Source organism: Lentzea kristufekii (assembly GCF_033949925.1).
Classification (GTDB): domain Bacteria; phylum Actinomycetota; class Actinomycetes; order Mycobacteriales; family Pseudonocardiaceae; genus Lentzea; species Lentzea kristufekii.
In genome coordinates, this window is sequence record NZ_JAXAVV010000012.1 from 244,302 (window position 1) to 259,198 (window position 14,897).

Genomic DNA, 14,897 nt, shown 5'->3' on the forward strand with positions numbered 1-14,897 from the left:
CGTCGTACGACCGTCCACAACGGAATGAAAAGTCCTCGTCACACAAGTCCATTCGACTGGGCATAAAGCGCGGCCTGCGTGCGGTCGCGCAATCCGAGCCGCCCGAGAATGCGCGAGATGTGGTTCTTCACCGTGCCTTCCGACAGGTGGAGGCGCTCGGCGATCTCCTTGTTCGTGGCCCCGGCCGCGACCAGCCGCAGCACCTCGACCTCGCGCACGGTGAGCGGTTCGCGCCGGCTGTCCGACCGGTCCAGCACCGCCGCCAGCCGGGCCGCGGCGGCCGGGTCGAACTGGGCCACGCCCGCCGCGGCCAGCTTGACCGCCGCCGCCAGCTCCTGCGACGGCAGGTCCTTGAGCAGGTACCCGGTCGCACCCGCACGCAGCGAGCGCACCACGTAGTCCTCGTCGTCGAACGTGGTCAGCATGACGACCTTGCAACCGGGCGCACGCCTGCGCAGCACCGCCACCGCCTCGACCCCGTCGAGCCCCGGCATCCGCACGTCCATCAGCACCACGTCCGGAGCCAGCGTCACGGCCTGCTCCACCGCCTCGTGCCCGTCCGCCGCGGTGCCGACGACCTCGATGCCGGGCTGCAGTCCCAGCAACGACGCGATGCCCTCCCGGATCAGCCGCTGGTCGTCGACGACCAGCACGCGCGTCACGCGAGCCCCGCGACCGGAATCGTGACGGTCAGCCGGGTGCCCGCCGGCGTGCTGACGAGGTCGACCCGCCCGCCGGCGAGCGCGACCCGTTCCCGCATCCCGAGCAACCCGAACCCCTCCGCCGCCGCACCCATGCCGCGTCCATCATCGGCCACGGTCAACCGTGCCCGCTCGGCGTCGAACTCGACCGCGACGGAGATGTGCGTGGCGGCGGCGTGCCTGCGCGCGTTCGTGATGCCCTCCTGGGCCGCCCGGTACAACGCGTGCAGCGCGCCGGTCTCGTGCTCCTCGGGCGAACCGCTGACCGTCAACGTCACATCCCCTTGCCCCGCAACCAGTTCGTCCAGCGCGGCCGGCAGGTGGAACGACCGCAGCGACCGCACCGACTCGCGCACCTCGCCCAACGCCCGCCGCGCCGACCGTTCAGCGTCCAGCACCGCGGCCTTCGCCGTACCGGGTTCGCGCTCGTGGAACGCCGCGGCCTTCTCCAGCAACACGACGATCGCCGTGAGGTGGTGCCCGAGGTCGTCGTGCAGGTCCCTGGCCACCCGAGCCCGTTCCGCGGCAGCCGACAGCTCCGCCACCGTCCGATGCGACTCCTGCAACCGAATCCGCCCGTCGCGCTCGCGCACCGCCACCGCGGCCATCGTGATCGTGAGCACCATGCCCACGACGAACATCACCAGGTCCGACACCTGCTCGACGTGGGCGTACCAGCCCGGCGTGCTCACCACGGCCACAGCGAGACACGCCACCGCCAGCACGACCGCCACCGCCCGCCCGAACGCGAAGTAGGCGGTGAACGGCACGAGCAACAACAACAGCCGAGCCAGCCCAGAACCGTCCACATAGGCCAGTCCCACGTACGCCACGGCCCGCAAAGCCAACAACACCACCGCAACGCGCTTGGGCGTGCGCACCGGATACCGCCGAAACTCGGCCAGGTCGAAAACCGCCAGCACCACCAGGCCACCGACCAGCAACGGCACGTCGGTGTCACCAAGCCCGGACACGGCGGCATACACCCCGGCGACCAGCACGGCGGCACACATCACCGGCGACACCCAGAACGCCGGCCGAGAGGTGAACATGCCGCTCAGGCTAGCGCCGGACGCGCCGACCACACCGTCACCGAAAGCCACACCAACACCACCGCGCACGCGACGTGCACCAGAGCGGACAACGGCGTGTCCGGCAACACTGCGAACACGGCCAGCAGCACAAAGCTGATCCCGTACCCCCAGGCCGGCACCGCGGGAAACACCTTCGCCCGCACCATCGACACCCCGAACAGCACAGACCCGAGCACGAACACCAACGACCCGGCCTTCAACACCACCTGGGTCAACGGCGCCACCGCCCCCGGCTCCAGGAAGAAGATCACCAGGTTCAACGCGAACGCCACCCCGGTGAACAAACCGAGCCCCAGCATGTTCGCGGCGAACGCGAACGCCCCGAACCTCCCCGACGCACGCGCCTGATGCCCGTGCAAAGCCAGCACCGCAGGCGCCCCGAACGCCGTCCCCAGCCCGATCACCGCACTGGTGAACGCCGTCTCCCCGGTGAAGGCCTCCACGGCCCCCGGCACGCCGATCGACAGGGCGAGGACAACCCCGCACACGGCACCGAACCTCGGCAAGAAAACCTCGTTGTCAGCCACGCCCCCGACGCTAGGAACACGACCACCGTGCCCCGAAGTCCCAACCGGCCACATCGGACGCCAGAGGTCACCCCGCCAGGGGTGCCGATCGGCACGTGCCCCGACCGCCCGTGAACCAGCGAGTCGCCTGCGGCGAGGAGGCGTCGGCGCAGCCGCGATCCCGAGGCCGTCGTGCTGTCCGTCAGAAGACGCGGTCGACCACCGACACCCGCCGGGCTGTCTGGAGGGCGAGTCGCAGTTCGGCAGCGGGCACGGCCCGGCCAGGTGCTTGGAGCATCCGCTCATCGGGTGTGGACGGGTCGGCGAGGTAGAGGCGGGTGTACGCCGCGGCTTCCGGCTCGAAGCGCCAGCTCTGCGCCAGCGGACCGGCGTCGACGGTGTCGAAGCCGAGCCGGTCGATCAGCGTCGCCACGGCGGCGTTCGCTTCAGCGTGGTCACCGGCGACCGGCAGCGCGGTGCGGTCGGCCGCGCCGGAGGGGCGGGCCAACTGGGGGATGTGGTGGGCCAGGATGTTGTTGAACGCTTTGACCAGACGCGCTGTGCCGAAGTGCCGGTGAACCAACTCGCTGGTGGTGAGCTCGCCCTCGTCCAACTCGGCGATCCGGCCGTCGCGGAACGGGTAGTAGTTGCTGGTGTCCAGCACGGTCTTGCCCGCGAGGGGTGCTGCCGGGACGGCGGTGTGCGCGGTGAGCGGTACGGACAGCACGACGAGGTCACCGGCCTCGGCCGCCTGCCCGACGGTGCCTGCCGTGGCCAGCGGGCCCAGCTCGGCGACGAGGCCGGCGAGGCTCTCCGGACCGCGGGAGTTCGACACCACGACAGGAACTCCAGCCGCTACCGCCAGGCGCGCGACAGCCGCGCCGATGTTTCCGCTGCCGATGATCCCGAGGGTGGGCATGTCTGATCCTGCTTCCGGGTTGATGGACCGCGTGCTGCGGGTGCGAGCACCGATCGCTTCCTCCTGCAACAATGAGGAGGCAGTCTCCGTTTTACTGCCACGACTATACGGAGAGGCTCTCCGTTTCGCCAGCGAGGGGTTTCAGGCATGGGTGCAGCAGGCGCCGGCGCGCGCAGGCCACGAACGGACAAGCAGCGGAACCGCGCGCACATCCTCGAAGTCGCGGAAGAGTTCTTCAGCGAGCGGGGCATCACCGGCTCCCTGGATGCCATCGCCAAGCAGGCCGGCGTCGGTCCGGGCACGCTCTACCGCCATTTCCCGAACCGGGAAGCCTTGCTCGCCGCCCTCCTGCAGACGCGCGATGAGGAACTGGTGTCCCGCCGCGACGCCATCCGGCGCGAAGAAGCCGACTCCGGCATCGCACTCGCCCGATGGCTCGAGGCAATGGGCGAGTGGCTGACGGCCTTCGACGGTCTCCCGGAACCCCTGCGGGCCGCGCTGTCAGAGGAGACCTCACCCTTGGCGATCACGTGCCAGGGATTCATCACGACCACCGACGAGTTCCTCCACGCGGCCCAGCGCGACGGGGCCGCCCACCCCTGGGTGCGTGGACGCGACCTGTTCCTCACCGTGCTGGCAACGGCCTGGGTGCGCAGCGCCGCCCTGGCCGACGAGTCGTCACCCCAGGCGTTGCACGCCTTGATGCAGTCAGGATGGATGACGCCCCGGACCGAGAGGGGACCGCTAACCTGAGCCGGGCGTTCAGGGTTCTCAAGCCCTCTTCGTGCGAGATCCCGCGGAACCACTACATGAACGCGCTGTGCGGTGGTGTCCACAATGGAATCACCACTCAAGCCCCACATGACCGTCGTCTCCTGGGACACCAGGACCGGCAGACTGACGGAACAGCAAGAAACCCGCCCGGTCAGCGAAATCGCTTGACCAGACGGGTTCTACCTACAAGTGGAGCTGAGGGGACTCGAACCCCTGACCCTCACACTGCCAGTGTGATGCGCTACCAGCTGCGCCACAGCCCCTTGAAGGTCCACGTTCCCGCCGGGTTTCCCCGTCGTTCTCGTGTGGCAATACCGTACAACACCCATGCCACAAGATAAAAATCGGGGGTATCCAAGGCGCATTCGGCCTGGTAGGACCCGGTGACGACCAAGCGGCACCACCCACCCCGAAGATCGAGTGCGAGCCCTCGAAACACGCCGCGAGCTGCACGAACAGCGTCTGCAACCGGAGCAGCCCGCACGCACCGAACGCGACGAAGCAGAAGTGACGCGCGGCACAAAACAAGACAACGCCCGGCCCCGAGCAGATCGGAACCGGGCGTTGCGCGAAGGGGCCTACTTGGTCAGGTCGGAAAGCCAGTTCTTGTTGTCCAGGTCGACGAGCTTGCCGCCGGACGCGACGCTGGGCGTGCCGCGGAACCGGCCCGACTCGGCGTCGCGGAGGGCGGGGTCGTTGCTGGTCTTGGACATCAGCTCGTCCAGCTGCGACTTGTAGGTCTGGTTCTGCACGCACGACTCGAAGGAGGCGGACGTGACGCCGACTTCCTTGCCCAGCTTGATGAGCTGGTCCTTGGTGTAGCCGGCTTCGCCTTCCTCGGGCTGCTTGTTGAACAGCGCCGCGTGGAACGCGTTGAACTTGCCGTCGTCGGCCACGCACAGGGCGGCGTTGGCCGAGTCGGTCGAGTAGCCCTCTGGCGACGAGAGGCGGTTGAGCATCGGCAGGATGTGGTAGCGGACCTTGACCTTGCCGTCCTCGACGGCCTTCTTGATGTCGGTGCCGTAGGTCTTCTCGAACGTGCCGCAGATCGGGCACAGGAAGTCCTCGTACACGTCGACGGTCACGGTGGCCGTGTCCTTGCCGACGAGGACGGTGTTGCCGTCGCGGACGGCGGGGGCCGAGATCGTGTGGTCCGCGGGTGCCAGCGGGATGGCGTCCGTCGTCGATGTGGACGGCTTCATCTGCTGGAAGATGACGTACCCGACGACGGCGACGGCCAGCACCGCCACGACGGCGATGCCCGCGATGATCTTGGTGCGGTCGGAACCCGACGAACGAGCCTGGACCACCGCACGCGCGGCCTGCTTCTTCTTCCGCGCACTGCGCTCTGCTCCACCCACGGCGACGAGGGTAGCGACACAAACTAAAAGAAAGCTGAGCGCGCAATCACGCTTCTGGGTGACGTGGCTTGCCGCCGACCCGTTCGCCGGTCGGGATCTCGGCGCTTTCGTCCAGGCAGCCGCACTCCGGCGCCACCGCGGCGGCCGTGTGCTCCTCTTCGTGTGTGGGCAGGGTCTCGGGGGAGACGAACCAGAAACCCACGGCCAGCAGCAGCGAGGCGCCGGTGATGGCGAACGACGCTCCGAAGCCGAACGAGTCGGCCAGCAGGCCCGCGGCCATCGGGCCGATGATCGCGCCCAGGTCCGTCACCATCTGGAAGCCCGCGAGGACGGGTCCGCCCTTGCCGCGCGCGCCGATGACGTCGGCCACCACCGCGTTCTGCGGCGGGTTCAGGAGTCCGGCGCCCGCGCCCGCGATCAGCGACGCCGCCATGAACGTCCACAGGTCGCCGGTGAAGCCCATCCAGACCGTCGCGAGGCCGCTGATGAGCAGACCGGCGATGGCGACGGGCTTGCGGCCGCGCGTGTCGGCGATCCTGCCGGACAGGAACAGCATCGCGGCGTTGCCGGCCGCGAACACCGACATCGAGATGCCCGCCACGGCCGCGCTGTGTTCCAGCGCCTCGATGACGAACACCGGCACCAGCGAGATCCGCACGCCGAACACGGCCCAGCCGTTCGCGAACCCGGACGCCAGCGCCGCACGATAAGCGGGGTGCCGCGCCGCCTCACGCACCGTCATGGGCACTTCGGTGTTGGTCTTGTCCAGCGCCACCAGCGTCGACCGCCGGAGGAAGATCCAGACCACGAACGCCGCGATGCACAACAACACGCCGTACGACACGAACGGCACCCACAGTCCGAACGGCACCAGCCCGGCGCCGACGATCGGACCGGCGATGTTGCCGACGAGGAACCCCGCCGCCCACATGCCGGAGGCCCGCCCGCGCATCGGCGCCGGCGTGATCCGGATCAGCAGCCCCAGGGCCGCAACCGTGAACATCGTCGACCCGACACCGGCCAGCGCGCGCCACGACAGCATCTCGGCGTAGCTCGTCGAGAACCCGCACATCGCGGTTCCGATCGCCACGATCAAGATCCCGACGATGTACACCCGAGGCTCGCCGAAGCGGTTGACGAGCTTGCCGCTCATCGGCGCGAACGCCAGCCGGACGAACGCGAAAGCGCTGATCAGAGCCGCGACAGCGGTATGACCGACACCGAACGTGGACGCGTACACCGGCAGAACGGGTGCCACGATCCCGAACCCCACAGCGATGATGAAACTCGCCGCGACCAGAACCCACACCTCGACCGGCAACCGCTCGCGCACAAAGCCTCCCTTAGCCCTGCTAAGGATATGTCACGCGGCAACTAAGTAACTCAGTCGAGTAGCTCATCCACCCTGCGTACATAGGCAGTCACCGGATACGCCGCAACGAACCCGCACGCCTCGGCGAACCGCTCCCCCGGACCCTCGTCCACCTGGGATGCGACCAGCATCGCGCCCGACGAACGCAGAGTCGCGACAGCGGACACCACCAGCGACCGCCCGACACCCCGGCGCCGCCGCGCCGGACGCACCACGCACTGCTCGACCAGACCCACACCGCGCTCAGCGAATCCCGACACGAATCCGCCGATCCGGTCGCCGTCGTCCATCACCAGGGTCGAACACCGCGGGTCGTCCAACCGATGCCCGAGCCAGCGGCCCAGCCGTTCACGGTTGCCGACGAGCTCGTCGGACAGCAGCTCGACGATCCCGGCGACGTCCGCGTCGACCGCCGGCCGCACTCCCTCGGCCACCGAAGCCGGCCCGCGATGGACCACGGTCAACAACTCCTCGACCGCGTACCAGCCCGAGTCGTCGGCGATGCCCTCGATCTCGTCCACCGTGGTCGGCGACGCGTACACGACGGCCTCCGCGCGCCCCACCGCGGCGAAGGTGTGTTCGAGCTGCAGCAACGTCGACGCGACCTCGACCGACGAGCCGTCCAGCGCGCACCCGAAGTTGCCCGACGGCAGCGGGTTCTCCCGGTTGATCACCACGGCGGCGCTGCCGACCTTGCCCACCTTGCCGTACCGGACGGCACCGGACGCGAGCCGCGCTCCCTCCACCAGGATCGCGAGCGATCGGGACTGGTAGGGATCGAGCAGCTCCGGGTCGTCCGGGTCGCGCAACGGGTCAACCAACGCGGCGGTCCTTCCACTGGGCACCTGGACGCAACGCGCAGTCCAAAAGGAACACCCCAATCGTCGCCCAAGACACCGGCGCCAGCACAGCCGAGATCTCCGGCTGCCCGACCCGCCGCACGAACTCGCGGTGTGACACGGCCTGGGCGAACCACGCCAGCCACGACCACGGCGACCGCCACCGCAGCACCGGGACCAGCCCGTACGCGAGGTGCAGGAGCCCCGCGACCAGCAGCAGCACGCGCCCCCACGGCCCGAACATCTCCCGGAACGCCGGCTGGATGCTCTTGCGCAACGACCGCCAGCAGGACGCGAACGTGTCGATCCCCGACGTGGTCAGCAGCATCGAGGCGTCGACGAACCGCACGACCCCGCCGGAATTCCTGATCAACGTGCCCAGCCCCACGTCGTCGGCGTGCGTGCCCGCGAGCGCCTCCCAGCCACCGGCGGCCTCGAAAGCGGCCCTGCGCACCAGCACGCAGTGCCCGACGGCGAGCGCCTTGGCCCCGCGACCGTCCGGCGGCGACCCCTCGAACACCAGTGTGTTGAACGCGGGCAGCAGGAACCACCAGGCGGACCCGGTGCCGCGCCCCGACGACGACACGAGGTCCGCGCCCAGTTCCGCTGCCGACGCCAGCAACCGTCCCACCAGGTCCGGCGTGCAGGTCACGTCGGCGTCCACGAACAGCACCCACTCCTCGTCCCGAGCGGCCTGAACACCGAGGTGCATCGCGTGCGTCTTCCCGGCCCAGCCGGGCGCAGGACCGGACGACTCGACCACCTCGGCACCGAGCGACCGGGCAACGGCGGCCGTGGCGTCCTCCGAGGCGTCGTCCACCACCACGACACGCACACCCGGCTGGCCGGCCAGTCCTGGCAACAACCGCGGCAACGTGGCTTCCTCGTTGCGTGCCGGCACCACGGCCAGCACGGATGCCGTCACCGACGAGGCCGACACATCCGGCACGTGCCGCCATTGCCGCACGGTCCTCCCGGACCGCAACACGGACAGGACCCCAGCAAGCACGCCGATCATCCCCATCCGACAACCCTGGCACACTCAGCGACGTGGACCTGCCCGATCTCCCGGTGAAATCCGTTCTCCCCCAACTCCTGGAGCAGCTCCAGGAACACGGGGCGGCCGTGCTGGTCGCGCCTCCGGGAACCGGCAAGACGACGCTCGTCCCGCTGGCCCTCGAAGGCAGGGTCGTCGTCGCCGAACCACGCAGGATCGCCGCGAGAGCCGCCGCCGCGCGCATGGCGAGCCTGCTGGGCGAACCGGTCGGCCACACCGTGGGCTATTCGGTCAGGGGCGACCGCAAGACCAGCAAGCACACCCGCATCGAGGTCGTGACCAGCGGTCTTCTCGTCCGCAGGCTGCAACACGACCAGGAACTGAAGGGCGTCGGCACGGTCCTGCTGGACGAGTGCCACGAACGCCACCTCGACGCCGATCTCCTGCTCGCGCTCCTCCTGGACGCCAAAGCCGGCCTGCGCCCGGATCTCAGGCTCCTGGCCACGTCGGCGACCGTTGCCGCGCAACGACTCTCGGACCTGCTGAACGCGCCGGTCCTGCACACCGAGTCGCGCATGTTCCCGACGCAGATCGCCTACGTCCCGCCCGCGCGCAACGAGCACATCGAGACCACGGTCGCGAGAGCCATCAACAAGGCACTGTCCGAAGTGGATGGTGACGTGCTCGCGTTCCTGCCCGGTGTCAGGGAGATCAACCGGACCGCGAGCCTGCTCAGGGCCGAGACCGTGATCCTGCACGGCCAGCTCAACGCCCAGACCCAGGACGCGGCCCTCAGGCCGGGCCCGAACCAGCGGGTCGTGCTCGCCACGAGCATCGCGGAGTCCAGCCTCACCGTCCCCGGCGTGCGAGCGGTCGTCGACGCCGGACTGGCCCGAGTCCCGCGCGTGGACCACCGCAGGGGTCTCGCGGGTCTCGCCACGATCCGCGTCTCCCAGGCCGTCGCGGAACAACGCGCCGGACGCGCGGGACGTGAGGCGCCGGGCCGCGTCTACCGCTGCTGGCCCGAACACGAGCACTCGACGCTCCCCCGCTACCCGGAACCGGAGATCAAGACCGCCGACCTGACCAGGCTCGCGCTCGAGCTGGCGGTGTGGGGCACCCCGGACGGCAGCGCCCTGAACTGGTGGGACGCCCCTCCGGAGGGCGCGCTCAAGGCGGCGCAGGAGACCCTCGACGCCATCGGCGCACTCGAACCCGGCCGCCGCGACCGCATCGCGAGCGTCGGCCTGCACCCCCGGCTCGGCCGTGCCCTCATCGACGGCAGCGCGCTCGCGGGCAACCGGACCGCCGCCGAGGTCGTGGCACTGCTCGACGACAGCACGCACACCTCCACGAGCGACCTCGCGACCGCGCTGAAGGCACCGGGCAAGTGGCGCCAGGAAGTCAAGAAGCTGGAGAAGCTGGGCAGCAACCCGGCAGGCAACGGCGATCCCGCGCTCGTCGTCGCTCTCGCCTACCCGGAACGGCTGGCGAAACGCCGGTCCAAGAACAGCAACGTCTACCTGATGGCCAACGGCACGGCCGTCGAGCACACCGACTCGCAGTTCCAGTGGCTGGCGGTCGCGATCGCCGACCGCGAACCGGGCAGCAAGCACGGCCGCGTCCGCCTCGCCGCCCCGGCCGACGAGGAACTCGCCGTCACCGCCGCGGCGGCCCTCGTGCACACGGTCGACGACATCCGGTGGAACGGCGACGTCATCGCGAACGAGGTCCGCAAGCTCGGCGCGATCACCCTCGGCGAACGTCCGCTCAACGATCTCGCCAAGTCGCAGCAGGCACTCCGCCTCGGCCTGGAAGCCGAAGGCCTGGGCCTGCTCAAGTGGACCGATGCCGCCAATCGCCTGCGCGAGCGGATGGCGTTCCTGCACAGGACCCGCGACTGGCCGAGCGTCGACGACGAGCACCTGATCCGAGCGCTCGACCTCGGCAAGGCGAAGAAGCGCTCCGACCTGGCCAAGATCGACACCGTGGCGCTGCTGAGAAGCCTGTTGCCGTGGCCCGAGGCGGCGGAGTTCGACAAACTCGCCCCGGAGCGCATCGGCCAGGGCAAGGTCGACTACACGCAGGACCAGCCCGTCCTGTCCGTCCGCATCCAGGACGCCATGAAATGGGCCGACACGCCGCAGATCGCCGGAATTCCGGTGGTGGTGCACCTGCTCTCGCCCGCCGGCCGCCCCACCGCCGTGACCAGCGACCTCAGGTCGTTCTGGCGCAACGGCTACCTGCGCGTCCGCAGTGAGCTGAAGGGCAGATATCCCAAGCACCACTGGCCGGAACGGCCTTACGACAGAAGGTAGGACAAATCCCGAACAGAATCCCGACGCAGCTCTTTGAACCATTGGGAATCGAGCAGCGTTAGTCTCTTCTATGGCGCACATCGCGATCTTCCTCATGCCCGAGCGCGGGCACGTCCTGCCCGCGCTCGGGGTGATCGCCGAACTCGTGCGCCGCGGCCACCGGGTGAGCTGCCCGGCGCCCACCCGGTTCGCCCCCGCCGTCACCGAGTGCGGCGCGACCGCGATCCCTTACGAGCCAACGCTTCCCGGTGAACTGCCGCCGTCGCTCTACGAGGCCGCGCAGCTCGCGCTCGCCGAGGCCGAGTCGGCCTTGCCCCAGTTCGAGCGCACGTTCCGCGACGACCGGCCGGACCTCGTCGTGTGGGACATCGCGGCCTGGTCCGGCGGCGTCATCGCGCACCGGCTGGACGTGCCGAACGTGCTGCTGGAAGTGCTTCTGACCAGCAACACGCACTGGTCGCTCGGCGCCGAGGTCGTGCCGCCGCGCCGGTTCGACCGGGCCGCGATCGTGTTCTTCACCAGTCTGCACGGTTTTCTCGGCTGTTCGCTGCCGGAGTTCGTCTCGGGCGCGAGCCGCCGGATCGCCCTGTTCCCCAGGGAGTTCCAGCCGGAGGGCCACACGTTCGGCGAGCGCGTCTGCTTCACCGGTCCCTGCCTGACCGAACGCGGATTCCAGGGCACGTGGGAACCTCCGCCCGACAGGCCGGTGGTGCTCGCGACGACGGGCACGCAGGTGTACGCGGACGCGGCACGGGGAATGCCGTGGCACCTGGTCACGAAGGGCAAGGTGCTGAGTCCTGCGATGAACGTCGAGACCCACGACGAGGTGCCGCAGCTCGCGGTGCTGAAGCATGCCTGCGTGTTCGTGACGCGCGGTGGCATGGGCGGGGCGATGGAGGCGCTGCACCACGGCGTCCCGATGATCGTCGTGCCGCACACGACCGACCAGCGGCTCCACGGCCAGCGGATCGAGGAACTGGGGCTCGGTGTGCTGCTCGACACCGTGACCGTGGAGGGCGTGCGCTCGTTGGTGGATCAGCTGGCGTCGGATTCCGCGATTGCCGCGCGGGTGAAGGACATGCAGCGGATGATTCACCGGGCGGGCGGCAGCGCGTCCGCCGCGGACGTGGTCGAGGAGGAACTGGCGCGGTGAGACGGATCTGGGACGACGCGGTCCGCGCGCTCGGCGGCGCGCCGGACGCGGGCGATCTGATGGAGCGCTACGCCGAGCCGCACCGGACCTACCACAACGCCTTCCACGTGGTGTCCGTCGTGCGCGACTCGTCGGCACTGGCCGACGCGTTCGCGTTCACGGTGGAGGAGCGCGCGATCCTCGCACTGGCGGCCTGTGCGCACGACGTGATCTACGACAGCAGGCCCGGCGAGGACGAACGCGCGTCGGCCGCGTGGGCCCGCGAACGCCTGGCAGGCCTGCAAGAAGCGCACATCGCACGCGTGGAGTCGTTGGTGCTGGCCACGATCACGCATTCGTCCGACGACCCGCTGGCGCACGTGCTGCTCGACGCCGACCTGGCCATCCTCGGCTCGCAGCCGGAGCACTACGACCGCTACAGCCAGGCCGTGCGCCAGGAGTACGCGCAGTACGACGACGCGACCTGGCGTGCGGGCCGGGCGAAGGTGCTGAAGACCCTGCTCGACCGCGAGGTGCTGTTCGTGACCGAACCCGCGCGGCAGCGGTGGGACGACGCCGCGCGGACCAACCTGGCCCGCGAGCTTCAGTCCTTGGCGTAGAGCACCTTCGTCGCCGTCGTGAAGCGCCTGACGGTCTCCGACGTGATCGACTCGTCGAGGCAGATCGACGTGCGGAACGGCGGCAACAGCGGAATCGCGACGTGCAGCAGCTCGACCGTTCGATCCTCACTGTGACACTTCCTCCTGGCGCACCAGCTGGTACCAACCCTCACGGGACATCGACGTCGCGACGTAGCCCTGCGCGAAGGCGTCCACGAACACCTCCCGAACCGCTTCCCGCCACTGCCTCGCGAGGTCTCGCGACTCCTTGCGCACCCGCACGACGTCGCGCGGCACCCGGCACCAGATCCGTTCGCCGTCCGTGCGCGCCAACGGTTCTCCGTCCGGCGCGGTCTTCGTGACCTCACCTGCGGGCACCGACTCGTGCGGTTCGCGGGACCCGGTGAGGTCCCACTGCGCGGTGAGCCGGTCGCTCTCGTCGCCGTCGTTCACGCCGTCGCGCATCGGCCCGTAGAAGTCCACTGCGTACTCGATGGCGATCGCCCCGAGCTTGACCAGGTTGAACCGGGCGTTGCGCGACACCAGCGGGTCGTAGGTCCACCGCATCGACTTCGCGCCGAGCTCGACCGCCCAGTCCTTCTGCGCGAGCTTCAACGCGTGCCCGGTCCCCTGCCGGGCGGCCGCGATCATCGAGTACACCGAACCGTCCGGGCAGAAGAGCCCGGTCGTGGCCCCGACCAGCGCGTCGCCGTCGAACGCCCCGATCGTCGCACCTCCGGCGTGCCGGATGCAGTGCAGCGTCTCCGAGGACAGCACGTCCTCGGTGGTGTCCCAGATCTCGGCGTAGTACCTGGCGACGCGGGCGATGCCGGCGACGTCACTGATCACCTGGAACCGCAAGGCGTGCCTTCCTGACGCTGTAGCTGAAGTAGACGACGAACCCGAGGGCCATCCAGGCGAGGAACGCGATCCACGTGTCCAGCCCGAGGCTGAACATCATGTAGACGCAGAACGCCAGGCCCAGCAACGGTGTCACGGGCGAGAACGGCACGCGGAAACTGCGCTTCCGGTACGGCTCCGTGCGCCGCAGGATGATCACTGCGACGTTGACCAGCCCGAACGCGAACAGCGTGCCGATGCTCGTCGCGTCCGCCAGCGACCCCAGCGGCACCAATGCGGCCAGCACGGCGATGAACAGCCCGACGATGACGGTGTTCGCGAAAGGCACACCGGTGCGCGGGCTGAGCTTCGCGAAGATCGACGGCACCAGCCCATCTCGGGACATGGCGTACAGGATGCGCGTCTGTCCGTAGAGGACGGTCAGCACGACCGAGGTGGTCGCCACGACAGCGCCGATCGACAGCAGGATCGGCCAGATCGCGCCGTCGACGTTGTCGGTCAGCACCCGGCTCAGCGCCGCCTCCGTGCCCTCGAACGTCTGCCACGGCATGGCGCCCACGGCGGCGAGGGCGACAGCGCAGTACAGCGCGGTGATGACGACCAGCGAGATGATGATCGCGCGAGGCAGGTCGCGCTGCGGGTTCCTGGCCTCCTCACCGGCGGTCGACGCGGCGTCGAACCCGATGTAGGAGAAGAACAACGTGGCCGCACCGGCACTCATGCCCGCCAGCCCCAGCGGGAACAACGGCTGGAAGTTGCCCGCCTTCAACGCGGTGAACGCGACCGCGCAGAACATCAGCAGCGCGCCGACCTTGATCCACACCAGGATCGTGTTCGTCCGCGCACTGCCCTTCGCGCCACCGAGCAGCACCAGCATGGAGACCACCACGACCAGCACGGCGGGGACGTTGACGATCCCGCCCGCTCCTGGCGGCTGGCTCAGCACGTCCGGAATCCGCAGCCCCACCACCAGGTGCAGCAGCTCGTTGACGTACTGCCCCCACCCGACCGCGACCGCCGCGACCGAGACCCCGTACTCCAGCACGAGGCACCAGCCGCAGACCCACGCGACGATCTCGCCGAGGGTCGCGTAGGTGTAGGAGTACGAGGAGCCGGACGCGGGGATCAGGCCCGCGAGCTCGGCGTACGACAGCGCGGAGAACAACGCGGTGATGCCCGCCAGCACGAACGACAGCACGATGGCGGGCCCGGCGAGCGGCACCGCCTCCCCCAGCACGACGAAGATGCCGGTGCCGAGCGTGGCACCGATGCTGATCATCGTGAGGTGGCCGACACCCATGGTGCGCTTGAGCTCGCTACCTGGATGGGTCAGCTGGTCGATCGGCTTGCGCCGCAACACCCGCGCCCCGATGCGCTGTTGGTTGCTCATCAGGACAACCTAA

General features: G+C 69.4%; 14 protein-coding genes and 1 tRNA gene. 4 read left to right on the forward strand and 11 right to left on the reverse strand.

What is annotated here, in order from left to right:
- Positions 1–38: 38 nt before the first annotated feature.
- The 4 genes from SK571_RS25260 to SK571_RS25275 form a co-directional block, all read right to left on the reverse strand.
- Positions 39–662: a response regulator transcription factor gene (locus SK571_RS25260; protein ID WP_319986562.1), complete on the reverse strand. Its 624-nt coding sequence runs from the start codon at positions 660–662 to the stop codon at positions 39–41.
- Positions 659–1,753 carry a sensor histidine kinase gene (locus tag SK571_RS25265; protein ID WP_319986563.1) on the reverse strand — a complete coding sequence of 365 codons (1,095 nt, stop codon included), beginning with the start codon at positions 1,751–1,753 and terminating at the stop codon, positions 659–661. Before SK571_RS25265 ends, SK571_RS25260 begins: the two co-directional genes overlap by 4 nt.
- A gap of 5 nt (positions 1,754–1,758) precedes the next feature.
- Positions 1,759–2,322, reverse strand: coding sequence for a hypothetical protein (locus tag SK571_RS25270; protein WP_319986564.1), 564 nt, complete (start codon positions 2,320–2,322; stop codon positions 1,759–1,761).
- Positions 2,323–2,503: 181 nt separating this feature from the next.
- The gene (locus tag SK571_RS25275; protein ID WP_319986565.1) at positions 2,504–3,220 is read right to left on the reverse strand and encodes an NADPH-dependent F420 reductase; all 717 of its coding nucleotides are present in this window, start codon (positions 3,218–3,220) and stop codon (positions 2,504–2,506) included.
- A 147-nt stretch (positions 3,221–3,367) separates the two neighbouring features.
- Here SK571_RS25275 and SK571_RS25280 point away from each other — a divergent pair, with 147 nt between their 5' ends.
- Positions 3,368–3,973: a TetR/AcrR family transcriptional regulator gene (locus tag SK571_RS25280; protein ID WP_319986566.1), complete on the forward strand. Its 606-nt coding sequence runs from the start codon at positions 3,368–3,370 to the stop codon at positions 3,971–3,973.
- 211 nt (positions 3,974–4,184) lie between these two features.
- Here the strand turns inward: SK571_RS25280 and SK571_RS25285 are convergent.
- From SK571_RS25285 to SK571_RS25305, 5 genes are all read right to left on the reverse strand, one after another.
- Positions 4,185–4,257 (reverse strand) — tRNA-Ala (locus tag SK571_RS25285).
- Positions 4,258–4,572: 315 nt separating this feature from the next.
- The gene (locus SK571_RS25290) at positions 4,573–5,355 is read right to left on the reverse strand and encodes a DsbA family protein (RefSeq protein ID WP_319986567.1); all 783 of its coding nucleotides are present in this window, start codon (positions 5,353–5,355) and stop codon (positions 4,573–4,575) included.
- 46 nt (positions 5,356–5,401) lie between these two features.
- A complete protein-coding gene (locus SK571_RS25295; RefSeq protein ID WP_319986568.1) occupies positions 5,402–6,688 on the reverse strand; it encodes an MFS transporter in 1,287 nt (428 codons plus the stop codon).
- A gap of 50 nt (positions 6,689–6,738) precedes the next feature.
- Positions 6,739–7,548 carry a GNAT family N-acetyltransferase gene (locus tag SK571_RS25300; RefSeq protein WP_319986569.1) on the reverse strand — a complete coding sequence of 270 codons (810 nt, stop codon included), beginning with the start codon at positions 7,546–7,548 and terminating at the stop codon, positions 6,739–6,741.
- Positions 7,541–8,590: a glycosyltransferase gene (locus SK571_RS25305; protein ID WP_319986570.1), complete on the reverse strand. Its 1,050-nt coding sequence runs from the start codon at positions 8,588–8,590 to the stop codon at positions 7,541–7,543. The genes SK571_RS25300 and SK571_RS25305 overlap by 8 nt, the downstream gene beginning before the upstream one ends.
- A gap of 26 nt (positions 8,591–8,616) precedes the next feature.
- Between SK571_RS25305 and hrpB the strand changes: the two genes are divergently transcribed.
- From hrpB to SK571_RS25320, 3 genes are all read left to right on the forward strand, one after another.
- On the forward strand, positions 8,617–10,881 hold the full coding sequence (gene hrpB, locus SK571_RS25310) for an ATP-dependent helicase HrpB (RefSeq protein WP_319986571.1): 2,265 nt from the start codon (positions 8,617–8,619) through the stop codon (positions 10,879–10,881).
- A gap of 70 nt (positions 10,882–10,951) precedes the next feature.
- A complete protein-coding gene (locus SK571_RS25315) occupies positions 10,952–12,034 on the forward strand; it encodes a nucleotide disphospho-sugar-binding domain-containing protein (RefSeq protein WP_319986572.1) in 1,083 nt (360 codons plus the stop codon).
- Positions 12,031–12,633 carry an HD domain-containing protein gene (locus SK571_RS25320; protein ID WP_319986573.1) on the forward strand — a complete coding sequence of 201 codons (603 nt, stop codon included), beginning with the start codon at positions 12,031–12,033 and terminating at the stop codon, positions 12,631–12,633. The genes SK571_RS25315 and SK571_RS25320 overlap by 4 nt, the downstream gene beginning before the upstream one ends.
- A gap of 126 nt (positions 12,634–12,759) precedes the next feature.
- On the opposite strand, the gene SK571_RS25325 is transcribed toward SK571_RS25320, so the two are convergent.
- Both SK571_RS25325 and SK571_RS25330 read right to left on the reverse strand, forming a co-directional pair.
- Complete coding sequence (locus SK571_RS25325) at positions 12,760–13,482, reverse strand: hypothetical protein (RefSeq protein WP_319986574.1); 723 nt, start codon at positions 13,480–13,482, stop codon at positions 12,760–12,762.
- Positions 13,472–14,884: an amino acid permease gene (locus SK571_RS25330; RefSeq protein WP_319986575.1), complete on the reverse strand. Its 1,413-nt coding sequence runs from the start codon at positions 14,882–14,884 to the stop codon at positions 13,472–13,474. The genes SK571_RS25325 and SK571_RS25330 overlap by 11 nt, the downstream gene beginning before the upstream one ends.
- Positions 14,885–14,897 lie beyond the last annotated feature (13 nt).